A 22,552-nucleotide genomic window follows, 5' to 3' on the forward strand; every position below is an offset into this window, starting at 1 on the left:
GAAGTTAAAAATCCAGAGAACTATGATATACCATATGAATGAGCCTGGTTTTTGATTAATTCCCCGGCGCTCAAAAATTATATTTATGTCGGATTAAGGACTCAAAACTTTCTGATGCTAGATAAGCTAACTGCGCTAAGTCAAAAGCTAGCCGCCGGCACGGGCGCGTTGATTGACAATCTGGTTGGGCGGCTGACTGACCAAATTTTGCAGGTGGGTTTGGGTGTGTTTGTGGGGGTGTGGGTGGCTCGCTATCTGGGCCCGACACAATTTGGCTTGCTCAATTACGCGATCGCCCTGGTATCCCTGTTTGCTTCGGCAGCGTCGATGGGATTGGGTACTCTGGTAGTGCGGGATATTGCTCGCGATCCCGAATGCAAGGAAGAGGCTCTGGGGACTGCTTTTGTCATACAACTAACAGGGGGAATCATTACTTTACTGCTGGCGGCGGGTGCGATCGCCCTACTGAATCCCTCCAACAGTTTAACTCTGGCGCTGGTAGCAATCGTTGCAGCCGGAACTATGTTTCAATCCTTTGAAACAATCAACTTTTGGTTTCAGTCGCAAGTTCAATCTAAGTATACTGCTGTTGCTAAAAACTGCGTATCTTTACTGATTGCAGGTATCCGCATCGGATTGATTCAACTCCAAGCACCGCTGATTGCTTTTGCTTGGGTGATTTTGGCAGAGGCGGCTTTGGGGGGATTGGCGATCGCGCTTGTCTATCAAAGCAGGGGCAATGATTTCAAGTTGTGGCGAGTCAGTTGGCAGCGCGGGAAACAACTGCTTCAGGAAAGCAAACCAGTGATTCTGGCTAGCTTGGCGATTTTTATCTATTCCAAAATCGATCTGATCATGCTCGGTTCTTTCGATAAAACTGAGTTGGGATATTACACAGTTGCAGTTAAAATATCAGAAATTTGCGATTTCTTGCCGCTGGTTGTCGCGTCTTCTATTTTCCCGAAACTCGCACAGTTAAGAGAAAAAGATTATCCCGAATACCTCAAAAAGTTTCAGATATATTCCGATGCCATGTTATTTTTGGGGTTGGCAGTAGCAGCGCCAATCTCTCTGCTGGCTCCTGTCATCGTCCAGACTATTTACGGCGAGCAATATGCAGCTTCTGGCTGGCTGCTGTCAATCTACATCTGGACTCTATTTGGCAGCAACTTCGGCATAGCTAGAAATACCTATTTTGCTCTCGAAGGTCAACTGCGATACAATCTTTACTTGACTTGGGTCGGCTCAATTTTTAATATAGTATTGAACGCTCTACTAATTCCTCAATACGGAGCCTTGGGAGCGGCAGTGGCAACTTTAATTACTTATTTTTACGTAAGTATTTTAGTTAATTTTTACATCAAAGAATTAAAACCTTTCGGAAGTTTAATTATTGGTTCGTTGAATCTATACAAAGCAGCTTCTCGGCTGCTCCGAGCGATCGGGTGATTGAAATCAAACCAAACCTCGCGCACATATAGCATCCACCCGATGCTGGCCTGCGCTCCTCAAATCCTCGAAAAAATATTGCCCAGAAAAGCTAAGTAAATTCACCTAATTAAAAGCCAAACACGGCTCGCGATCGAGCTTCGTGCGTATTTATTCTGCATTCTTCCTTCTACTTAGAACTTTTTCAATAAATGTTTAATTACTGCCAAAGGTTATGATAGTATCGTAACAATCCGGCTGGTTAATTGATTCTCGATCGCTCAAAAAACATATTTATTTATTATAAGGACTCAAAACTTCCTGATGTTAGATAAGCTAACTGCGGCAAGTCAAAAAATCGGGCCAGGTCTCCGTCAGGTACTCGTGAATCTGGCGTGGCTGTTCACTGACCAAATTTTGCAGATGGGTCTGGGTTTGGTGGTAGGGCTGTGGGTGGCACGCTATCTGGGACCCGTTCAATTTGGCTTGCTGAACTACGCGATCGCCTTTGTGTCCGTCTTTAGTTCGGTAGCAACAATGGGGTTGGGCAGCATCGTCATCCGCGATATCGCCCGCAATCCTGAATGCAAAAACGAAACCCTGGGGACTGCCTTCGGGATGCAGTTTACTGGCGGCTGCATCACTCTGCTGTTAACTGTCACCGTGATTTCGCTATTCAAGCCTGACGATGATTTGACTCGCTGGCTGGTGGGCATCATCGCCGCCGGAACTATCTTTCAGGCTTTTGAGGCGATCAATTTTTGGTTCCAGTCTCAAGTCCAGTCAAAATATACAGTTTTGGCGAAGAATTCAGTATCTTTTTTCGTTGCAGCAGTCAGAATTGGATTAGTTACAATTAAAGCCCCCCTGCTTGCCTTCGCCTGCATTCGATTGGCAGAAGTGGCGATCGCAGGCATGGCTTATCTATATTTTTATCAGTTGACCGGCAATAAAATTAAGGATTGGCAATTCAGTTGGGCCCGCGGCAAGGAACTGTTGGCGGAGAGTTGGCCGATAATGGTGTCGGGATTGGCAGTTTATTTGTACTCTAAAACCGATCAGCTAATGCTGGGTGCGATGAATCAAAATGCTGAACTGGGATATTATGCGGCTGCGGTTAAAATTTCCGAAGTCTGCGATTTTTTGCCGATGATCATATCCGGATCTATTTTTCCCAAATTAGCAAATTTGAGAGAGAGAAATTATGAAGAATATCTCAATAAATTTCAAATTTATTGCGATACTATGATGTTTTTATGGTTGGGGGTGGCCATCCCCATTTCATTACTTTCTCCGTGGATAGTGAACCTGCTTTACGGTGAAAATTATGCTAAGTCAGCAGCGGTACTGGGAATCTATGTTTGGGCGCAGTTTGGAAGTAACTTTGGAGTAGCGCGCAACACCTATTTTACGATCGAGGGTCAGTTGCGCTACAGTCTTTACTTGACTGTAATCGGCTCGATTTTAAATATAGGGTTAAACTGGCTTCTGATTCCTACTTATGGAGCTTTTGGTGCAACTGCTGCTACTCTGATTACTTATTTTTACGTGATTATCTTAGTCAATTTCCTGATTAAAGAATTGCGTCCTTTTGGGAAATTAATTTGGCGGTCGCTCAACTTGTACAAGGCTGCTTTCCGATTAATAGGATTAGTAAAATGATTGAAATTAAACCACACATTCAGCATAAATATAATTGCCCGTCATCGGGGATGGCTCTACAGCCGGAAAAAATTTTGTGGCAGGGTATGCACATTTGTGTAGAATTTAAATCAAACGACTCTGGCAGTGAAATAATCGATGTATTGAGAGTCGGTCATAGCTATAACAACTCGCTGCAAATTGATTTAGCAAAAAAAGAGGTAGTTTCCGACAACAGTTACGCTGGGGAATGGTTGGGAAAACCGTTGCTAAATTCACTCCAAAATCCTCGAAACGAAAAACTTGAAATTACCAAAGAAATCTTCAATTCCTGCCAGCGGGTGATTATTTTAAACTGTATTGACTTTCTTTACGGTCACTCGCTGTTAAAGTTGCTGAACGCACAAAGACATTTGGAGTCTAACCCCGACTGCGGGTTAGTGGTAATAGTACCTAAGTTCTTGAGGTGGATGGTTCCCGATGGAGTCGCTGAAGTCTGGACAGTTCCTATTTCTTTAAAAAATGGTCGAGATTATTATCCTAGCTTCTCCGAATTTGTTGAGGAAGAAATGAAACGCTTCGAGCAAGTTTATGTCAGCGAAGCCTATTCTCATCCGAGTCAGTTCGACATCACGCGGTTTACTAGAGTTCCCAAGCACAACTTTGAGGGAGAAGAAATACAAATTACTTTTATTTGGCGGGAAGACCGGCTTTTTATCAACAGTTTGCTGTTCCGAGTTCTGAGAAAGCTGAATTTGCTGTCAATTGGGCTGGCGGTGCAAAATTGGCAGGTGCGACGGTTATTTGAGGGAATTCGATCGCGCGTACCGCCGGCAAAATTTGCAGTAGCAGGTTTAGGTACAAAGACTCAGTTCCCCGAATGGATTGAAGATTGTAGGGTTGAGATGTTTAATGAAAAAATAGAGCAGGAAATTTGTCAAATTTATGCTGATAGCCGTTTAGTAATAGGCCTGCACGGCTCCAATATGCTGCTGCCTTCCGGTCATGCTGGCATGACAATGGATTTAATAGACGAGCGGTGGGGCAACTTTGCCCAAGACATGATCTATCAAGAGAAGAACCCGAAAATGGCTGCTTTTCGCTATAGATTTTTGCCCTATCAGACGAAGACTGATACACTGGCATTCATAGCGGCTGTGATGATTTTGACTTTTGATGAGTTTAAATCGTTTATGACTGCTGATGTTGTTAATTAAAATGGTGGAGGATAGCAGGAAAGATGACGAATTCTAAAGCCATAGTAACGCTGGTAATTGGCCAAAAGCATAGGAATAACTGGCACAGTTTGTGCCAATCGAACTGGCAAAAGTATGCCGATCGCCACGGATATGATATTATTTGTATTTCAAATCCTTTAGATGATTCCGAACGAGCTAAAAAGCGATCGCCCTGCTGGCAAAAGTGCCTGATCCTCGGCGAGGAATCTGTCCAGAAGTACGATCGAGTAGTCTGGGTAGATGCAGACGTTTTGATCAATTGGGCAAATGCTCCTTGTATTGTGGAAGGGGTGGCGGTTGATAAAGTAGGTGCGGCTCCAGAATGGGCAACACCTAACGAACAGTTATCTGCTGAAGCCAGAGACAGATTGTTTGAGACGTGGGGAATTACCGACGAAAAAAACGAGCGGGCTACTTATGTTAAATACGGTATTTCGCCGGAATTCGATCGCATTGTCCAAGATGGTATTATGGTACTGTCGCCTTCTCACCACCGCTCGATTTTAGAAAAAGTTTACTATGAATGCGAAGAAACAGGGTTTGGTGAAATGCCTTGGCTTTCTTACGAACTGTTAAAAGCCGATCGCGTTCAATGGATCGATCCGCGCTTCAGCACAGTCTGGAACGTACATAAAGCCTTGTATTACCCATTTTTGCTGCCAAAACCCCACGCATCAGCAAGTTTGCTCAGTCGCGCTAAAAGCAAACTTTTAGCGAAAGGGGTGCCGCCCCGGTTGGTTGACAGGCGGGCTAGCGAGTGCGCGACGACGGCTTTGATCAATACTTTTTTTCTGCACTTTGCGGGGACTGCTGGAGAAATGAGACTGATAGACTTAGAATCTACTTCTTGGCGCGATTTGCGATCGGCTTAACTTTTTTGAGTCAATGCTGGAACTACGGTAAATACCAATACGGTTTACTTAAGACGATCCCCCCTAACCCCCCTTAAAAAGGGGGGGACAAGAATGCTCTCTTGCGTCCCCCTTCTTCCCCCCTTGGGGGGGGCAGGGGGGGGTGGGGATGCTGCAAGGGATCTCCGGGGCATAAATATGTTAAGTGAACCGTATTGCGGTAAATACTCGGAAATGTTTTTTTTCGCAGCGCAATTTGCAAACAACCACAAACATAGTAGAGTAGCTAAATGCCCGATTGGCAATTGAAAACTCCCGTCGCTTTTATTATTTTTAAACGCCCCGAAGAAACCGAAAGGGTGTTTGCAGAAATTCGCAATGTCAAACCGCCGAAACTGTTAGTAGTTGCTGACGGGCCCCGCGCAAATAAACCGGGGGAAGACCGAGATTGCGATCGGGCTAGGGCGATTATTGAGCGAGTAGATTGGGATTGCGAAGTGTTGAAAAATTACGCTGACGTAAATCTGGGCTGCCGGCGGCGGGTTTCTAGCGGTATAGATTGGGTGTTTGAGACGGTGGAAGAGGCAATTATTATTGAGGATGACTGTTTGCCTCATCCGACCTTTTTCCGTTTTGCTGAAGAATTGCTCGATCGCTACCGAGACGATGAAAGAATTATGTCAATCTCCGGTCAAAATGTCCAGTTCGGGCGCAAAAGAACTGATTACAGCTACTACTTTTCTCGCTACAATCACTGTTGGAGCTGGGCGAGTTGGAGGCGAGCTTGGCAGCACTACGATTTAGAAATGAAGCTGTGGCCGGAAATTCGCGACGGTAATTTTTTGGCGGATGTACTGGGAGATCCGCAAGCTGTAAAAGTTTGGACAAAAACTTTTCAGCTTTGTTATGAGGGAAAAATAGATACTTGGGATTTCCAGTGGGCATTTGCTAGCTTTATTCAAAACGGTATGAATATTTTGGCTAATGTCAATTTAGCTTCTAATATCGGACACGGTTCGGGAGGAACTCACACGGCGGATGTCAGCAGTCCGTACAATAATATGGCGGCAGAGGCTCTAACATTTCCGCTGAAACACCCGCCCTTTGTAATTCGGGACGCGCAAGCTGATAATTTTACTCAAAATACTTTGTACGATTACGATCCGCCGCTGCTCAAGAAGGTGCAAAAAAAAGTCCACAGACTGTTGAAAAAAACCAAGTTAAATCAGAAATAACTCTAGAGGATATGCAGGGGAGATGAAGGTTTTACTTCTCAATAGTTCTGATACTGAAGGCGGTGCAGCCCGCGCTGCTTATAGGCTGCACCAGGGTTTGCAGGGGATTGGCGTGTCTTCGCAAATGCTGGTGAAAAATCCCAAAAGCGGCGATTTAAGTGTAATTTCGGCACAGCCAGCGATCGCCAAAAGTTTTGATAAGATGATTTCAGTTGTATCAAATTCGCCATTGCGGCTTTATCCTGAGAGAAATCCTGCGATTTTTTCTCCTCAATGGCTGCCCGACTCCCTGGCTGCGAAAGTTGCTAAAATCGAACCAGATATTATTAATTTGCACTGGGTTTGCGGGGGTTATATGCAGGTAGAAACTGTGCCGCAGTTTCACAAGCCCTTAGTTTGGACGCTGCACGATATGTGGCCTTTTACGGGTGGGTGTCACTATAGCGAAGAGTGCGATCGCTATACTAAATCTTGCGGTAGCTGTCCGCAACTTCACAGTAATAAAGATTCGGATCTGTCGCGCTGGGTGTGGCGGCGGAAAGCAAAAGCTTGGAAAAATCTTAACTTAACTTTGGTCAGCCCTAGTGCTTGGTTGGCTAAATGCGCTCATTCTAGTTCTTTGTTGAAGGATTGTCGAGTTGAGGTGATTCCTAACGGTATCAATACTCAAACTTACAAACCGATCAAGCGGGAATGGGCGCGAGAAATCCTGAATTTGCCTCAAGATAAACAAATTGTACTTTTTGGCGGTGCCAGCGGAACGGGCGATCGCTGGAAAGGATTTAATTTGTTGGTGCCGGCTTTGCAAAGCCTCAGCAAATCGGGCTGGAGCGATCGCATAGAATTGCTAGTTTTTGGCTCTTCTCAACCGTCGAATCCGCTCGAACTCGGTTTTAAGGCACATTATTTAGGTAAATTTGCTGATGACGTTTCCCTAGCAATAGTTTATGCAGCAGCAGATGTTTTCGTAGCTCCTTCTGTTTACGATAATTTGCCGAACACGGTGATGGAAGCTGCAGCCTGCGGTATTCCCAGTGTCGGATTCAAAATCGGCGGAATGCCGGATCTGATCGAACACTGCTCAAATGGCTACTTAGCTAAACCTTATGAAACAGAAGATTTAGCAACAGGTATTGCATGGGTATTGGAAAATCCCGATCGACACCAACAGCTCTGCATTCGCGCCCGTCAGAAAGTAGAACAAGAATTCACCTCAGATATACAAGCTCGCCGCTACTTGTCTGTTTTTTCCGAACTCGCCAGCACCGCCGGCATTGCAGCAAATTAAACCAACTGTTTCCGCTGCTCTGGCGTAGCAAAAAAATTAGACTTTCTAAACTGTCCGTTTTCTTTAACAAATACCATGTCTACTTGAGCCAAAGCTCCATCGAGAGGGCGGATGTAACCTCCAAAAATATCGTAGGTGGCGAATCCGCGCTCTTTCATGTAACTGACAACATCGTATAATTGCGGGCCCCCGACAAAGAATTCAAACAGGGATACTTCCAGTATGACTGCTTCTGTCTCCTCAAGCATTTTGCGACAGCCGTCTAAAACATTCAACTCCGCGCCTTGCACGTCAACCTTCAATAAATAAGGCCCTTTTAAGTTTTTTTCCCGGCACACATCATCGAGGACAACCAGAGGAATTTCTCGGGGTACACCGTCTGCCAGACTGCCTTCTGACTCGTTGAGAGTAGAAGAACCGTAAAGTTGAGGGTGAACGTTAATCGTAATATTTCCGGGTTGAGCGCCCGCGCCAGCCATGATATACTGAGCGTTGTATTTTTGACAAATTTCTTTTAAATTTTTCTCGTATTCGATCAATGGCTCTACCAGCAAGAAGTTGGTTTCGGGAAACTTTTCGTACAACTCAAAAGTCCCGTAGGCAACGCCGACATCTATAACCGTTTCTGGTTGAAAACCCAACTTGATGAACTGATCGAGCACACCGTACATAGATGTTCTCATGCCTTTTCGCGGGACATCGAATCCCACAGGCTTAAGCATTTTGTACGCTAGGTTTTTTAGGAATTGCCTCATAATTTTTTCCAGAGTACAATATTGAATGAAACTATTATAGATTAATGAAACCAAACTGCACGATCGCAACAATCATAACTTGCCACAACCGCAAGCAAAAAACCTTAGCTTGTCTCGCGGCGCTATTCAATCAGGTACTGCCAGCAGATGTCTTGCTGGTGGCGTACTTGGTGGACGATGCCAGCACCGACGGTACTGCCGAAGCGGTGCGGGAAACTTATCCGCAGGTTAAGTTGTTCAGCGGAGATGGGAACCTGTTTTGGAATGGGGGAATGCGGCAAGGATTTGCTGAAGCCATGAAGCACAATTATGATTACTACTTCTGGCTCAACGATGACACTGTACTGGAACCGTCGGCTGTGAACGCTATGCTGGCAACCTCCCGCAGCTTGGCCGAGCAAGGCCACACGCGAGCGATTGCGGTGGGTTCTACTCGCGATGCGACCACTGGGACACTGACTTACGGGGGCTGGTTGCGGAGTAGCTGGTGGCATCCTTTGCATTTTCGCCTGCTGGAACCGATCGCCGAAGCTCAGCAGTGCAATACAATGAACGGCAACTGCGTTTTGATGCCGCGAGCAGTGGTTGAAGTAGTGGGAAACCTAGACCCAGCTTTCATTCACAGCATGGGAGATATTGATTACGGTTTGCGATCGGTGGAACAAAATTGTACAGTTTGGGTGGTTCCTGGATACGTGGCCACCTGCTCTGCTAACCCGCCTGATGGTAACTGCTGGGAAGATCCGAATATGAGTTTGCTCGATCGATTTAAAAAGGTACTGCAACCGAAGGGTTTTGGGCCAAAAGAGTCGAAAGTGCTCGTACAGCGGCACACGAACATCTTGTGGCCGATATATTGGCTGTTACCTTATTTGAGGTTGATTTTGACCTCGCTCCGCCGAGGGCCTGTAGGCTATCGGGGCTGATTTGTTGGCGTCCATCTAATTTTAACAATTCTTTTTCTGAGACCATGAGTGTGGTAGACAGGAAATCCCGCCTTCAAAGTAAAAAATTAAATGCTGTATGGCTTACTATTTTTGCAAGCACAGGAAATAGGGAAGATTTCTGGCAACACCGCCGGCTTCTTTGTCGTCGCTACAACTAATAAAGGTGAACCGCATGGATGAACTCCGCATTGCTTGGCTTGTCCCGGAAGTAGAACTCGGTGCCTATTGGCAGCCTGTTTTGAGAGAATTTACAAAAGTTTTTAAGCAGACAGTATTTTATACCGGGATGGTGTGGCCGGGATTCGATCCAACTCTGCCGGGAGCATCGGCAATTCAGTTGGTGGGAAAGACTAAGTTTATCGAAACCGAAAAGATAGAAACAGGTTACGATCGCGGTTTTATCGCAGTTTCGCCTAGCATTATCGGTCACTTGCTAAAATTTAGACCTCATGTTGTGTTTCCGCAAGCTTTTTCTCTGTGGACTGTCTTGGTAATTATCTTTAAACCGCTTTGTCAGTGGCGAGTTGCAATTATTTATGATGGAAGTTCTCCGAATACTGATTTTCGAGATTCGAGTTTTCGGACGGTGGTAAGGCGGATTTTAGCTCGGTTTGCTGATGCTTTTGTTTCTAACAGCGAAGCTGGAAAGAGATATTTGGTTGAGGTGCTGAATGTACCCGCAGATCGAGTTTTTACGAGAACTTATTTGGTGCCGGATGCGACAGCGCTGCTGAAACCTTTGGAAACTAAAGATTTTCCAAGTTTAGATTTGAAAAAGCCGGTTTTTTTGTATGTGGGACGGATTACGGCTCGCAAGGGAATTACGACTCTTTTAGAGGCTTGCGCTGTTTTGGAAAAGCAAGGATATTCTGGTTATAGTTTACTGATTGTAGGTTCTGGCGATCGGTTGGAGGAATTGCAAGCTTTTGTTGAAAATGCGGGTTTTGCCGATCGGGTAAATTGGGTTGGATGGGTGGACTACGGCAATCTGGGAGCTTATTTTCAGCTTGCTGATATTTTTGTCTTTCCTACTTTTGAGGATGTTTGGGGTATGGTTGTACCCGAAGCGATGGTGTTTGGAAAACCGGTATTGTGTTCTAACGGTGCAGCTTCCTGCGAGTTAGTTGTGGAAGGTGAAAATGGTTATATTTTCGATCCTAACAATCCTCAAGAGTTGGCGGATCGAATGCAAGTTTTTTTAGATAATCCTGATTTGATTGAGTCGATGGGAGAGCGTTCGCGACAGCTTATTTCTCACAAAACTCCTGAAACGGCAGCCCGAGGTTATGTGGAAGTTATATCTTTTTTGAGGGGAAGAAGTAATTAGTTGAGTTGTTATTTGTTAGTTGTTATTTGTTATTTGTTAGTTGTTAGTTGTTAATTTTCCCGAAAGTACGAGTAACCAACAACAAATAACCAATAACCAACAACAAATAACCAATAACTAATGAAAGTTTTATTGTCTGCCTTTGCTTGCGAACCTAATCTCGGCTCTGAAGAGGGTGTGGGATGGAATACTGTCATCCAATCTGCTAAACATCACGAAAGTTGGGTATTTACACGAACGTTTTGTCGATCGTACATCGAAGCAGAATTAGAAAAAAACCCAGTACCAAACCTGCACTTTGTTTATTTCGATCCGTTTGGGTGGAGCGAAGATTGGAAGGGGAAACAAGGATTGCTGCAACTTCATTACTATTTGTGGCAAATCTGGGCTTATTTTATCGCTCGAAAGCTCGATCGCGAAATCGGTTTTGACCTAGTACATCACGTAACTTATGTCAAGCATTGGTCTCCAAGTTTCCTAGCACTGTTGCCGCATCCTTTTATTTGGGGGCCTGTGGGGGGCGCAGAAGCAGCACCAAAGGCTTTTTGGCAAGATTTTAGCCGCCGGGGCAAAATTTACGAAACCCTGCGAGCATTGGCTCAAAGTATAGGAGAACGCGATCCGTTTGTGGGGCTGACGGCGCGTCGCAGTGCCGTGGCGCTGGCTACTACGGAAGAAACCGCAGCCAGACTGCGATTTCTCAAAGCACAAAACGTGAAAATTTTCTCGCAAGTTGGTTTATCGCAGCAGGAGATTCAGGAATTAGAGAAATTTCCAACTCCGCCGGAGCAACCAATTAGATTTATCAGTGTCGGCCGTCTCTTGCACTGGAAAGGGGTACACTTGGGACTCCGTGCATTTGCGGAGGCGAAGCTGGAACAATCGGAATATTGGATTGTGGGAGATGGCCCGGAAAGGCAGCGTTTGGAAGCTTTGGTAACAGAATTGGGACTGGCAAATAAAGTATTGTTTTGGGGATCTTTACCGCGCATTGAAACTCTCTCTAAAATGGGAGAGTCTCACGTTCTCCTCCACCCGAGTTTGCATGACTCGGGTGGTTTTGTCTGCACGGAAATGATGGGGGTTGGCCGTCCGACGATTTGTTTGGATTTGGGGGGCCCGGCCACTCAAGTGACCGCCCAAACCGGGATTAAGGTGGCTGCTACTGACCCCGATCGCGCCGTGCAAGGTTTAACAGAAGCTATAGTGTGTTTAGCTGAGGATCGCGAATTGCGAGATCGGTTGGGTCTAGCCGGTCAAAAGCGCGTCAGGGAAATCTATGATTGGAATATAAAAGGTCAATTCTTTGCCCAATTGTGCGAAGATGTATGCAAGGGAAAATCAGGATAACTTCCGATTTGTTCGATCGCACAAAACAAAGAAAACTATATTTTTTAGGCGGTAAAACGTGGGCGTTGCAATCATTACTGGCTCGGCGGGATTAATTGGCTCGGAGGCGTGTAAGTTTTTTGCCAAGCAAGGCTTGGACATAGTTGGTATCGACAACAATATGCGCCAGTTTTTTTTTGGTGCCGATGGTTCTACGAACTGGAACCGCCAACAGCTCGAAAAATCTTTGGGAACCAAGTATTATCACTTAGATGTGGACATTCGCGACTACGAAGCTATTATCAATATTTTTCAGCGGTACGGAGACTCGATCGAGTTAGTAATTCACACAGCAGCCCAACCTAGCCACGATTGGGCTGCCCGCGCTCCTAAAATAGATTTTACCGTCAACGCTAACGGTACTCTCAATCTTTTAGAAGCAACTCGCCTGTACTGTCCCAAAGCAGTTTTCATTTTCACTTCTACTAATAAAGTATACGGCGATACCCCCAACAAATTGCCTTTAGTTGAATTAGAACACAGGTGGGAAATAGAAGCAGGTCACACTTACGAAAGCGGCATTCGGGAAGATATGTCGATCGACCAATGCCTGCACAGTTTGTTTGGCGCTTCTAAGGTAGCTGCTGACATTTTAGTGCAAGAATACGGTCGATATTTTCAGATGAAAACCGCTTGTTTTCGCGGCGGCTGCCTGACGGGCCCAAATCACTCTGGAGCTCAACTGCACGGCTTCCTCGCCTACTTGATGAAGTGCGCCGTGACGGGAACTCCTTACACAGTGTTTGGCTACAAAGGCAAGCAAGTCCGCGATAACATTCACAGCGCCGATTTAATTTCGGCATTTTATGAATTTTATCAAGCTCCCAGAATCGCCGAGGTTTACAATACAGGAGGAGGCAGGTACAGCAATTGTTCGATGTTAGAAGCGATTCAGATGTGCGAGGCAATTGCCGATCGCAAATTTAACTGGACTTATGCTGAAGGGAATCGCATTGGCGATCACATTTGGTGGATTAGCGACAATTCAAAATTTTCCAGTCACTATCCTAACTGGAAAATGGAATATAACGTTAAACAAATCCTGCAGGAAATTTATGAATGTAACCGCGAACGTTGGCTGAAAGAGGGGTAGAAGGATTGAGCTGGTACAAACAGAATGTGCCGACAATTTGGGTAAACGAGGGAATACAAAGTTAAACAAATCCTACATAAAATTTATGAATGTAACAGCCCTTGGCTTAGAGAGGTCTTCCACAATAGATTTAGGAAAAAAAAGTGTACTCGGCATATTAGTAAATGCCGTTAATTATGAAGCTGCTGTCAGCAAAATTATTGCCGCAGCCAGCGCCGGAAAACCGCTGTCAGTTTCGGCCCTAGCGGTGCACGGGGTAATGACTGGGGTACTCGACAGCACTCACCGCCACCGACTCAATCACATTGATTTAGTATTGCCCGACGGACAGCCGGTCAGGTGGGCGTTAAATTTGCTCTACAATACCGAATTGCCCGATCGAGTTTGCGGGCCAAATGCGATGTTACAAATCTGCGAGCGCGCCGCCCAAGAAGGATTATCTATCTATTTGTACGGTTCTCAAACTTCTGTACTCGAAGCTTTATCCCGCAATCTGTGCGAGCGTTATCCCAAGTTAATTATTGCTGGAACTCAGCCTTCTAAATTTAAGTGCATTACCCCCCAAGAGAAACAGGAAATTGTGGAGCAAATTCGCAGCAGCGGTGCAGCAATTACTTTTGTAGGTTTGGGGTGTCCGCGACAAGAAGTCTGGGCTTACGAATACCGCGATGACTTATCAATGCCGCTGATTGCTGTAGGTGCAGCTTACGATTTTCATGCGGGCAATTTGGCTAAAGCTCCTGAGTTTTTATCTAAGATAGGTTTGGAATGGCTGTTTCGGATGATTAAAGAGCCACGGCGCCTCTGGAAGCGGTATGTTTTGTTGAATCCGCTTTATGTCTCGCTGTTTTTGCTGCAAGCTTTGAAAATCAAAAAATTTGACCCCAAAGACGCTACCCCGCCTGTAGAAGAAGTATTGTACGGTTGAATTTATTCTGTTGTTGTGAATTGTTGATTTTCACAAATAAAAAGCCAAAAGCCAAAACTAGAAATAATAATTAATTATTTTGACTTTCGACTTAAAAATTGTGACGATTTAAATCTAGAATTAATGGGTTGTTTTCTATAAATTTTGTTGGGCTTGCTTTGTAATGTTGTTTCCGATAGCATCGGCATTATATATTTTAATTGTCTATAGTGCGATCGCCTCAAGAGCGATCGCGATTCAGCGCGCAAAGAGAGGCAATGCCGAAGACATATGACTTTATTTTGAGGGGTATTTTTCGTCTTATTTGCACCCCCTGAACACTTAGGAAATTAGAGAAATGATTCAATCCATTTGTTGAGTTTCTTTGAGACTTGACTTCGTTATCTTCTATCCAGATCAATCTGTTAAGACATCGCCACCGATTCAGGTTGTTTGGATAATCGCCCATCTTCCATATAAATAATTCGATCGGCAATGTCCAAAATCCGATTATCGTGCGTCACCAGCAAAATCGTACAACCCTGTTTTTTGGCTAAGTCGTGCATAATATCGACCACATCCCGTCCCGATTTTTTATCTAAAGCAGCGGTGGGTTCGTCGGCTAGCACGATTTTGGGGTTGCTAACCAGTGCTCGAGCGATCGCCACCCGCTGTTTTTGCCCACCGGAAAGATTCGCTGGAGAATAATTGATTCGCTCTTCTAAACCCACCAGCTTGAGCATTTGTGCCGCGCGATGGTGGCGTTCTCGCTTGGAAAAAGTGCCATGCACTTCTAACCCCATTTGCACGTTTTCTAAAGCGGTTAAGCTGCCGTGCAAATTGTGAGCCTGGAAAATATAGCCATTGTGTCGTCTGGCTTTGACTAAATCATTTTGACTGGCTCGGCAAAGCTCTTGTCCCAAAACTTTCAGGCTGCCCGACTGAGCCGATCGCAAGCCGCCCATTAATGTCAGTAGCGTGGTTTTTCCCGACCCCGAAGGTCCCGTCATAATCACAATTTCGCCGGGAAAAATCTCTAAATTGATATCGAACAACACCTGTTTACGGAGTTGTCCCGATCCAAAATAGTGATCGAGTTGATGCACGGCAATTACAGGTTGCTTAGTCATAAATCGCCAAAAATAGAGGTCAAGAGAAGATATCAGCGGGATCGGCGGCTTGGAGTCGGCGAGTGGCGATCGCACCCGATACACCACACATCACAAACGTGAGTAAAAGCACCAAAATTGCCCGACTAACAGGCATCACGATCGGCAGTGCGGTTGCCGCCGCCGTCAGTTGATAAGCCCCCAGAGAAAGCCCCAATCCGGGGATAAATCCCAGAATCGATAAAATCAACGCTTCTTCAAAAACAACCCCCAGTAAATAAACATTGCGATAGCCCATTGCCTTAAAAGTGGCATACTCTGCCAAGTGGCTATTCACATCCGTTGAAAGCACTTGATAGACAATCACAATACCGACGATAAACCCCATTACCGTACCGAGGCTGAAGACAAAACCAATGGGTGACGTTGCTTGGATATCCTGAATTTCAAAATCGACATAGCCTTGATTCGTAAACACCTGTACGTCGTCGGGTAGGTGCGCGGCTAATGCAGCTTTCACCTGTTCTAGATCGTACCCCGGATGCAGACGAATTAGCCCTATGCTCACGGCTCCAGCTTGGCGTTTGGGAAATAGTCTTAAAAAGTTTTGATCGCTGGTAATTAACGCACCATCGTCAGCAAAAGATGCACCCACTTTGAACAGTCCGGCGACAGTTACTGTTTGCAGTCCAATTTCTGTGCTGACGGGTTTTCCCTGTTCAACTTGAGCAATGAGATTCTGGTAGTCGCCTCGCGACGCCCGATCGAATAAAACCACCTCTGGCAGCCGAATGGCGTCTAGCTGCTGGTTGACTTCAGGCAGATTCAGGGCAAGTCGATCGGGATTTTGTCCGACAATCAGCATGGATGCCTTTTTCTGGGTTTGGGGATTTCGCCACTCTATAGAGCCAACATACAACGCATCGGCAGAAGCGACTCCCGGTACGTCTTGGGCTTGGTAAAGTCGCCGTCGGGCGAAGGTTCGCACTAGCCTAAAGTTCTTGGCTTGGGTGCTGATGAGAACTAAGTCGGCTTGTAAGTTCCGGGCATATTGGGTATTGGTTTTGTAGAGGGCGTCGGCAAACCCAAGCTGCATGAAAATTAGAACGTCGGCAAATGTGATGCCAGCAATTGCAGTCAACAAACGCATTCGATCGTGTTTGAGCTGAAGCAGCCCCAGTGGGGTGCGCTGTTGCAGTGTTTTGATGAAGCCGAACATGGTGGTAATTCCCGATGGTTAGATTTGAATTTTTAGATTTCAATTTTGACCGTGACTTGTAAGTTTGTTAGTCCAGCCACTTTCTCGCTAGAAGCCGCATCGAGACGGATGTGAACCTCTACAACTTTGGCATCGATGTTGGCGGCCGGATCTTCATTGACAACCTGTTGCTGTTGGACTTCCAAGCCAATCCGATCGACTCTGCCTTGGAGTGAGTCGGGAATAGCCGGTGATGTAATCGTGGCAGATTGACCCACTGCAATCTTGGTAATATCGCTTTGGTAAACTTCTGCAACAACCATCATCTGCTGGGTCTGTCCCAAGGCTGCAATCCCTTTCTGGGCGATTGTTTCGCCAGCACGGGTATGAATTTTCAAAATTTGACCGGCAATGGGAGCTTTGACGTAGATTTGCTTGATATCGGTTTGCGCTTTGGTGACGGCAGCCATCGCTCGATCGACTTCGGCTTGTGCCACTTGCACGTCTACGGGACGCACTTCGGCAATGCTGTCGAGTTTGGAGGTGGCTTCACTAATTTGTGCGGTTCCAGTCTTTTGGATGCGTTCTAAATTGGCTTGGGCTTCGTTAATTTGCTGGCGACTGGTACTGTCAATTCGGTTTAAATGGGCTTGCGCTTCGACCACTTGTTCCTTTGCCGTTCCCTCGATGCGTTGCAAATTCGCTTGGGCTTCGGCAACCTGTTGGCGGCTGGTTTCCACGCTCAACGTTTTGCTATCAAACAACGATCGCGAAATGGCTCCGGCTTCGGATAACTGTCGGTAGCGCTGATATTCGGCTGCGGCGTTTTTCAGTTCGGCATTCAACCTGCTGAGGGTAGCGATTTGCGCGGCTTTGTCGCCCTCCCGCTGGGCTTTAATGCGATCGAGGGTTGCAACTTGTGCCGCTCTTTCTGTGTCCCACTGCGCTTGCAAACGGTTAATCGTGGCGATTTGTGCGGCTTCGTCGCCTTGCCGCTGTGCTTTGAAACGATCGATGGTTGCTGCTTGTGCGGCGATATCTCCAGATTTAGCGCCCGCTTTCACTTGTTCTAGACGTGCCTCGGCAACGCGCACATCAACTTCTGCTTGTGCTAGCGCGGCTTGCAGGCGCGAGCGGTTATCTAAAATGGCGATCGTTTGTCCGGCCCCAACTCGATCGCCTTCTTTCACCAACAGTCGATCGATTCGGCTTTCTTGTGTGGAAGTCGAAGCAGTGAGGTTAATTATCTCTCCTTGGGGTTCCAAACGCCCTAGTGCCGTCACCGTCAGGATTTTAGGTGCGATCGAGACTTGAGTTGGCGCTTCCTCAACTCGGTTGGCTTGAAATTGCCACACTCCCAATGCCGCTAGTCCCACAATCCCCAGAATCCCCACACGGGTCAATACCGACCAACGTCGCGGTGATTTTTCCGATGCAGCTCGATCGTTTAATACGTCTAAATTCATAACCCTCGATCCTCGTCAGAGAAAAACTTGAAGCTCTCTACCTATATTTTACTACACGGTTTAGTAATGTAAACCCAGTAATTTAGTAAAATGTATAAAAGATGGAAAGGACTAGGTGTCCTCTCCAGCCCAGCCCTCAGACCTTAAGGAACCTACTCGCTTGAATCCTTTAAATAAACTAGAGTCATCCAGCCAACCCAGCCAAGATAAGCCAGATAAAGCGAAAGCGATTTTGGCGGGTGCATTGCAAGTCTTCACGACGCAGGGGTACGCGGCTGCCAGCATGGATCGCATTGCCTCAGCGGCAGGCGTATCTAAGCCCACGCTGTATCGCTACTTTCAAGACAAAGAGGGGTTATTTATTGCTCTGACTCGAGAACTAACACAAAAAAGAAGCAGAGCTATATTAAAGTTGCTGAGCGAACCTAACTTTCAAATTCCTCCTGACAAAGTTCTACACCAAATCGCTACTGTGATACTAGGAGAGTTTTCTCAAAATCAACAACTGATGACCTTAATGCGGTTAATCATTGGCGAGTCCGAGCGGTTTCCGGAACTCGCTCAAACCTTCGTGCGCGAAATCAAAAAACCCATATTGGAGCGGCTTGCCTGTTACCTAGAATCTCAACCCCAGCTAAAATTACCCGATCCTATGGTGGCGGCGCGAATTTTTGTCGGTTCCCTAGTGCATTATTTGCTTGTTCAAAATATTATGCACGGTAGCGAGATTTTACCCTTAGAGCGCGATCGTCTGGTCAATGGTCTGATTCATCTAATGACGGATGCCGACAAAACGCAATTATAATTGGGCAAACTATTACGGTCAACAGAGATTTGCTCAAAAATTATTCAAGATACCCCTGTGGATAAAATGCACGAGATTGCCGAAGAGTCATTCAGGAAAAAGATGACCGAACCGCCGAAATGGGTCATTCCCGATTTTTCCGATTAGGGATCGTCAGAATTTTTTTTAGTAACAAATCAGGGATTGCAAAAAGAACTAATCCGCACCGCCGGAGAATTGATCAACTGTCAGTTTGACCCCAGAACTCCTCAGCTTTACTGCTTGTTAACCAGGCGGAACAGGGGGAGATATTTTTGAGCAACTTTGAAGCAATTAATTTGGATACATTTTCTGCCGTAAAACCGCTGTTAATTTTGCCATACCAAGTGGAGACAAAAATGAGCTTGTCGCCCGACTGCTTAGAATTTTTGTGAGATCGGATAGTTACCAAAAAATCGGAACCTGTCGCAGGAGATTTGAGAACAGATGGCCTGCATTGCGATCGGCTCTTCAACTCTCATACTTTTCAACTTAAAAAATGCACCTGCCTCTAATAAAAATCATATCAACTTTACTCTTCAGTCCGCGCACCATTCGGACTTTTTTTTGTGCAGTGGCGGTTTCAACCACCGACTCACTACTCATTACAAACCTTGCTACAAGCCTCTTATTTGCCCGCGTAAGCCGCCATCCGTTCTTTGATAAACCGGATATAAAAATGCCTGAAAGTAGACTTAATCACGCGAGGCATACCAAAGTCGATCGGCATCATGCTTTCTGGCAACTTCCAATCCAAAACCTTGAGAGTTTCCGGGTGCAACAGCGGAAAATCGAGATCCTCTAAATTCGAGCAAAGTCCCAATTTCATCGCCGCAGCTATAGTCGGAACCAGCGCCGGATCGACATTAATGATTTCCACTAAAGTTCTGTCCAGCGCAAACACATCACTCGACGCGCCCAAAATTCCCAAAAACTTAGGTTCGCCGCCGCTGGGCCCGTTACCTTCGTGACCGATAATTCCATCCAAAATTGTCAAATTTGGGTTAATTGCCCTGGCTGTTTCTACCAGCATTTCACCGAATCTGGCGCTATCTTTGCCAGCTTCCATGTGCCACCAAGCCTTCATTTTTCCGGGCACGCAGCCGAACAAATTTTTCACGCCCATTGTCACGGTTAATTGTACGTGAGACTTGAGTTTGGGAAGATTAATCACGACATCTGCTTCCATTGCTTCTTTGCAAATTCGGAGATGGTTGAAATCTTCGCTGACAGTTTCGTAGCGTTTTCCTTGAAACTCAACTACTGGCAAATTCAGTTCTTCCAACAGCGGCAAATAACCGTTGGCTTTAGCTACGCCCATCGCGCTACCAAAAGCTGGACTGTCACCTAAAAATGGTTTTCCTCCCGCTTCAATGACCATTTTCGCCACGCAGTAAACTAATTCCGGGCGGGTAACGCATTCTTTGGTGGGGCGAGAACCGGTGAGGAGATTGGGTTTGAGTAAAACCCGATCGCCCTTTTTGACAAAAGCCGAGATTCCGCCCAAGGGTGCGAGCAAACTTTCTACAGATGTTTGCAGGATTTGGCGATCGTATGAATTGGCTCGAATTAAACTAACTGCAGACATAATGGGAATGGGGAATTGGGAATTGGGAATGGGGAATCGGCAAAACAGGGAATTGGCAAAACAGGGAATTGGCAAAACAGGGAATTGGCAATAATTATATATTTATTTATTTCCAATGCCCTGTTTGACCGATTCCCTGTTTTGCCAATTTCTTACTGCGAACCTTACTTTTAAGACATCGGCAATCTGCCAGCAGCAGCCCGCTGCATGGTACTAACTCGCATAGAATTAGAGAAAATTCCTTGTCCCTGAAGTTCCGGGATAGCAGGTTTAATTTCCACTTTCACCAACCGGGCAGTGCAGATAAAAACCGTTTGATCGACTAAATGAAAAGTCAACCAAGGTTGACTTAATAAATGCAGCACTTCCTCTTGAAATTCTTGTGCAGGGATCGGAATTGTAAAGGTTTCCGTGTGACCTTCGACATAATGAAATGTAACTTGAGTTGTGTTCTCTTTATCTTGAGTTAATTGGCCAAATGAACCTGCACGCATAAATTTTGCTCCCAAAGTTTAGAATTGAAAAAATTAAGACGGCGGTTGAAACCGCATCTACACAAACGTAGATAAGATGGCGGTTGAAACCGCATCTACACAAACGAAGTCCACCTCCGTGGACTGAAGAAAATAATGTAATTTTAACCGTTCAACCATCAACCCGCGGAGGCGGGTTTTGTTTTTGTAGACGCGGTTTCAACCGCCGGGTATTCTGGCATCGCACTCATTTTCTCTAAATCTAGAACTTTTGCCAAGTCTTCTGCATTCATTAAACCCTGTTCTAGGACAATTTGCCGCAAAGATTTGCCGGTTTCGAGAGATTCTTTGGCGACGGCGGCGGCGTTGAGATAGCCGATGTGAGTGTTGAGGGCGGTAACGAGGGCGAGACTGCCTTCTGCGTAAGCGAGACACCGATCGGGCTTTGCTTCAATTTTTTCGAGGCATTTTGTACTCAGGGCGCTGATGGTATTGCCCAAAATTTCGATGCTGTGAATCAGATTGTAGGCGATTAAGGGCATCATCACGTTTAATTCTAATTGTCCCGCTTGGGCCGCAAGGGCGATCGCGCTATCGTAACCCATAACTTGAAAACACACCATCGAAGTCATTTCTGCCATCACAGGATTGTATTTTCCCGGCATAATTGACGAACCGGGTTGCACCGGAGGCAGTTGAATTTCCTTGAAACCCGTTTTCGGCCCAGAGTCCATCAAACGCAAGTCATGGGACATTTTAACACAATCCTGAGCCAGATTTCGCAGCGCGCCGGAGACATTTACAAACGGTGCCATGCTCTGCATAGCCGCCATTAAATGCCTTGCTGGTTTCAGGGGGCGATCGATTAATTCCGAGAGAATTTCAGCAACTTTTTGACAATATTCTGGGTGAGTATTTAAGCCCGTTCCGGCCGCACTTCCCCCCAATCCCAGGGAAGTCAAATCATCGGATGCCCTGTCAATTCTCAAGGTATGTTCTCTGAGAATTTGCGCCCAAGCGCCGAAGGTGTCGCCGAGTCGAACCGGCACAGCATCTTGCAGGTGAGTGCGACCCGATTTAACAATATTTTTGAATTCTTCTGCTTTGTTTTCTAGGGCAACTACGGCCTCAGACAGCGCGGGAAAAAGAGTTTTTTCTAAGGCCAACAATCCGCCGATCCGAATCGCCGTCGGAATCACATCATTGGTCGATTGACCGTAGTTTACATGATCGTTGGGACTGACGCGCTTGTAGTTGCCTTTTTTATCGCCCATAATTTCCAAAGCGCGATTGGAAAGCACTTCATTAACATTCATGTGGTGAGAAGTTCCAGCCCCTGCTTGGTAGACATCAACTACAAATTGATCGCGCAATTTGCCAGCTAAAATTTCATCTGCTGCTAGGACAATTGCCTGACTGATGTCTTCTGAAATGCAGCCGAGTTCGCCATTGGCTATCGCCGCAGCTTTCTTGATTAAAACGCAAGCATCGACGTAAGTTGATAAAGGTTTAATGCCGCTAATTGGAAAATTTTCAACGGCGCGCAGAGTTTGAATGCCGTAATAAACAGTAGATGGGATTTGTTTGTCTCCCATCGAGTCGCTTTCGGTGCGGTAGCTGATGGTTGGCTTTTGGTTCATCAGAAAAATTGGTGGTGATTGTTAGGAATTGTACAATTTTTTTTGTAACAGGGCTGACGGGTGCTGTTATTGTACCGCACCCGCCGGCGACTGTACAGTAACTCGTAATATCAATTCCGGTTGCACTCATACCGGAATTGTTGACTGTTGACTGTT

The 22,552-nt window shown here is 45.9% G+C and carries 19 protein-coding genes; 12 read left to right on the forward strand and 7 right to left on the reverse strand.

The window, feature by feature from the left end:
* Positions 1-114: 114 nt before the first annotated feature.
* The 6 genes from WBA89_RS05825 (at position 115) to WBA89_RS05850 (ending at position 7,681) form a co-directional block, all read left to right on the forward strand.
* Positions 115-1,449 (forward strand): flippase, encoded by a 1,335-nt coding sequence (locus tag WBA89_RS05825; RefSeq protein ID WP_424404635.1) that lies wholly within the window; start codon positions 115-117, stop codon positions 1,447-1,449.
* Between the two features lie 303 nt (positions 1,450-1,752).
* On the forward strand, positions 1,753-3,090 hold the full coding sequence (locus WBA89_RS05830; RefSeq protein ID WP_424404637.1) for a flippase: 1,338 nt from the start codon (positions 1,753-1,755) through the stop codon (positions 3,088-3,090).
* On the forward strand, positions 3,087-4,286 hold the full coding sequence (locus WBA89_RS05835) for a hypothetical protein (RefSeq protein ID WP_424404639.1): 1,200 nt from the start codon (positions 3,087-3,089) through the stop codon (positions 4,284-4,286). Before WBA89_RS05830 ends, WBA89_RS05835 begins: the two co-directional genes overlap by 4 nt.
* Before the next feature lie 23 nt (positions 4,287-4,309).
* On the forward strand, positions 4,310-5,179 hold the full coding sequence (locus tag WBA89_RS05840; protein ID WP_424404641.1) for a hypothetical protein: 870 nt from the start codon (positions 4,310-4,312) through the stop codon (positions 5,177-5,179).
* A 269-nt stretch (positions 5,180-5,448) separates the two neighbouring features.
* Complete coding sequence (locus WBA89_RS05845) at positions 5,449-6,393, forward strand: glycosyltransferase family 2 protein (protein WP_424404643.1); 945 nt, start codon at positions 5,449-5,451, stop codon at positions 6,391-6,393.
* 22 nt (positions 6,394-6,415) lie between these two features.
* Positions 6,416-7,681 (forward strand): glycosyltransferase family 4 protein, encoded by a 1,266-nt coding sequence (locus WBA89_RS05850; protein ID WP_424404645.1) that lies wholly within the window; start codon positions 6,416-6,418, stop codon positions 7,679-7,681.
* On the opposite strand, the gene WBA89_RS05855 is transcribed toward WBA89_RS05850, so the two are convergent.
* On the reverse strand, positions 7,678-8,436 hold the full coding sequence (locus tag WBA89_RS05855) for an FkbM family methyltransferase (protein ID WP_193973182.1): 759 nt from the start codon (positions 8,434-8,436) through the stop codon (positions 7,678-7,680). The genes WBA89_RS05850 and WBA89_RS05855 overlap by 4 nt on opposite strands.
* Positions 8,437-8,480: 44 nt before the next feature.
* Here WBA89_RS05855 and WBA89_RS05860 point away from each other — a divergent pair, with 44 nt between their 5' ends.
* The 5 genes from WBA89_RS05860 to WBA89_RS05880 all read left to right on the forward strand — a co-directional run bounded on the left by WBA89_RS05860 (position 8,481) and on the right by WBA89_RS05880 (position 14,120).
* The gene (locus tag WBA89_RS05860) at positions 8,481-9,362 is read left to right on the forward strand and encodes a glycosyltransferase family 2 protein (protein ID WP_193973181.1); all 882 of its coding nucleotides are present in this window, start codon (positions 8,481-8,483) and stop codon (positions 9,360-9,362) included.
* 193 nt (positions 9,363-9,555) lie between these two features.
* Positions 9,556-10,710, forward strand: a complete 1,155-nt coding sequence (locus WBA89_RS05865) for a glycosyltransferase family 4 protein (RefSeq protein ID WP_424404647.1) — start codon at positions 9,556-9,558, stop codon at positions 10,708-10,710.
* A gap of 120 nt (positions 10,711-10,830) precedes the next feature.
* Positions 10,831-12,060 (forward strand): glycosyltransferase family 4 protein, encoded by a 1,230-nt coding sequence (locus WBA89_RS05870; protein ID WP_424404649.1) that lies wholly within the window; start codon positions 10,831-10,833, stop codon positions 12,058-12,060.
* A 58-nt stretch (positions 12,061-12,118) separates the two neighbouring features.
* Positions 12,119-13,192: an NAD-dependent epimerase/dehydratase family protein gene (locus WBA89_RS05875; RefSeq protein ID WP_424404651.1), complete on the forward strand. Its 1,074-nt coding sequence runs from the start codon at positions 12,119-12,121 to the stop codon at positions 13,190-13,192.
* Positions 13,193-13,277: 85 nt separating this feature from the next.
* Complete coding sequence (locus tag WBA89_RS05880; RefSeq protein ID WP_424404653.1) at positions 13,278-14,120, forward strand: WecB/TagA/CpsF family glycosyltransferase; 843 nt, start codon at positions 13,278-13,280, stop codon at positions 14,118-14,120.
* Between the two features lie 404 nt (positions 14,121-14,524).
* Here WBA89_RS05880 and WBA89_RS05885 read toward each other — a convergent pair whose 3' ends face one another.
* From WBA89_RS05885 to WBA89_RS05895, 3 genes are read right to left on the reverse strand one after another with little or no spacing between them, the layout of a single operon-like run.
* Positions 14,525-15,229 carry a DevA family ABC transporter ATP-binding protein gene (locus tag WBA89_RS05885; protein ID WP_424404655.1) on the reverse strand — a complete coding sequence of 235 codons (705 nt, stop codon included), beginning with the start codon at positions 15,227-15,229 and terminating at the stop codon, positions 14,525-14,527.
* A 19-nt stretch (positions 15,230-15,248) separates the two neighbouring features.
* Positions 15,249-16,427 carry an ABC transporter permease DevC gene (gene devC / locus WBA89_RS05890; protein ID WP_424404657.1) on the reverse strand — a complete coding sequence of 393 codons (1,179 nt, stop codon included), beginning with the start codon at positions 16,425-16,427 and terminating at the stop codon, positions 15,249-15,251.
* Between the two features lie 32 nt (positions 16,428-16,459).
* Positions 16,460-17,872 carry an efflux RND transporter periplasmic adaptor subunit gene (locus tag WBA89_RS05895; protein WP_424404659.1) on the reverse strand — a complete coding sequence of 471 codons (1,413 nt, stop codon included), beginning with the start codon at positions 17,870-17,872 and terminating at the stop codon, positions 16,460-16,462.
* A 115-nt stretch (positions 17,873-17,987) separates the two neighbouring features.
* Here WBA89_RS05895 and WBA89_RS05900 point away from each other — a divergent pair, with 115 nt between their 5' ends.
* Positions 17,988-18,677: a TetR/AcrR family transcriptional regulator gene (locus WBA89_RS05900; RefSeq protein WP_424404661.1), complete on the forward strand. Its 690-nt coding sequence runs from the start codon at positions 17,988-17,990 to the stop codon at positions 18,675-18,677.
* A 646-nt stretch (positions 18,678-19,323) separates the two neighbouring features.
* Here the strand turns inward: WBA89_RS05900 and WBA89_RS05905 are convergent.
* The 3 genes from WBA89_RS05905 to WBA89_RS05915 all read right to left on the reverse strand — a co-directional run bounded on the left by WBA89_RS05905 (position 19,324) and on the right by WBA89_RS05915 (position 22,396).
* On the reverse strand, positions 19,324-20,283 hold the full coding sequence (locus WBA89_RS05905) for a DUF362 domain-containing protein (protein WP_424404663.1): 960 nt from the start codon (positions 20,281-20,283) through the stop codon (positions 19,324-19,326).
* 170 nt (positions 20,284-20,453) lie between these two features.
* The gene (locus WBA89_RS05910) at positions 20,454-20,777 is read right to left on the reverse strand and encodes a hypothetical protein (protein WP_424404665.1); all 324 of its coding nucleotides are present in this window, start codon (positions 20,775-20,777) and stop codon (positions 20,454-20,456) included.
* 158 nt (positions 20,778-20,935) lie between these two features.
* A complete protein-coding gene (locus WBA89_RS05915; protein ID WP_424404667.1) occupies positions 20,936-22,396 on the reverse strand; it encodes an aspartate ammonia-lyase in 1,461 nt (486 codons plus the stop codon).
* Positions 22,397-22,552: the final 156 nt, after the last annotated feature.

It is taken from the genome of Microcoleus sp. (assembly GCF_049646505.1).
Classification (GTDB): domain Bacteria; phylum Cyanobacteriota; class Cyanobacteriia; order Cyanobacteriales; family Microcoleaceae; genus Microcoleus.

What these genes read in the sequence shown, in the direction of transcription:
- WBA89_RS05825 (WP_424404635.1), top strand. Translation starts at nt 115, where the DNA reads ATGCTAGATAAGCTAACTGCGCTAAGTCAAAAGCTAGCCGCCGGCACG.
- WBA89_RS05830 (WP_424404637.1), top strand. Translation starts at nt 1,753, where the DNA reads ATGTTAGATAAGCTAACTGCGGCAAGTCAAAAAATCGGGCCAGGTCTC.
- WBA89_RS05835 (WP_424404639.1), top strand. Translation starts at nt 3,087, where the DNA reads ATGATTGAAATTAAACCACACATTCAGCATAAATATAATTGCCCGTCA.
- WBA89_RS05840 (WP_424404641.1), top strand. Translation starts at nt 4,310, where the DNA reads ATGACGAATTCTAAAGCCATAGTAACGCTGGTAATTGGCCAAAAGCAT.
- WBA89_RS05845 (WP_424404643.1), top strand. Translation starts at nt 5,449, where the DNA reads ATGCCCGATTGGCAATTGAAAACTCCCGTCGCTTTTATTATTTTTAAA.
- WBA89_RS05850 (WP_424404645.1), top strand. Translation starts at nt 6,416, where the DNA reads ATGAAGGTTTTACTTCTCAATAGTTCTGATACTGAAGGCGGTGCAGCC.
- WBA89_RS05855 (WP_193973182.1), bottom strand. Translation starts at nt 8,436, where the DNA reads ATGAGGCAATTCCTAAAAAACCTAGCGTACAAAATGCTTAAGCCTGTG.
- WBA89_RS05860 (WP_193973181.1), top strand. Translation starts at nt 8,481, where the DNA reads ATGAAACCAAACTGCACGATCGCAACAATCATAACTTGCCACAACCGC.
- WBA89_RS05865 (WP_424404647.1), top strand. Translation starts at nt 9,556, where the DNA reads ATGGATGAACTCCGCATTGCTTGGCTTGTCCCGGAAGTAGAACTCGGT.
- WBA89_RS05870 (WP_424404649.1), top strand. Translation starts at nt 10,831, where the DNA reads ATGAAAGTTTTATTGTCTGCCTTTGCTTGCGAACCTAATCTCGGCTCT.
- WBA89_RS05880 (WP_424404653.1), top strand. Translation starts at nt 13,278, where the DNA reads ATGAATGTAACAGCCCTTGGCTTAGAGAGGTCTTCCACAATAGATTTA.
- WBA89_RS05885 (WP_424404655.1), bottom strand. Translation starts at nt 15,229, where the DNA reads ATGACTAAGCAACCTGTAATTGCCGTGCATCAACTCGATCACTATTTT.
- devC (WP_424404657.1), bottom strand. Translation starts at nt 16,427, where the DNA reads ATGTTCGGCTTCATCAAAACACTGCAACAGCGCACCCCACTGGGGCTG.
- WBA89_RS05895 (WP_424404659.1), bottom strand. Translation starts at nt 17,872, where the DNA reads ATGAATTTAGACGTATTAAACGATCGAGCTGCATCGGAAAAATCACCG.
- WBA89_RS05905 (WP_424404663.1), bottom strand. Translation starts at nt 20,283, where the DNA reads ATGTCTGCAGTTAGTTTAATTCGAGCCAATTCATACGATCGCCAAATC.
- WBA89_RS05910 (WP_424404665.1), bottom strand. Translation starts at nt 20,777, where the DNA reads ATGCGTGCAGGTTCATTTGGCCAATTAACTCAAGATAAAGAGAACACA.
- WBA89_RS05915 (WP_424404667.1), bottom strand. Translation starts at nt 22,396, where the DNA reads ATGAACCAAAAGCCAACCATCAGCTACCGCACCGAAAGCGACTCGATG.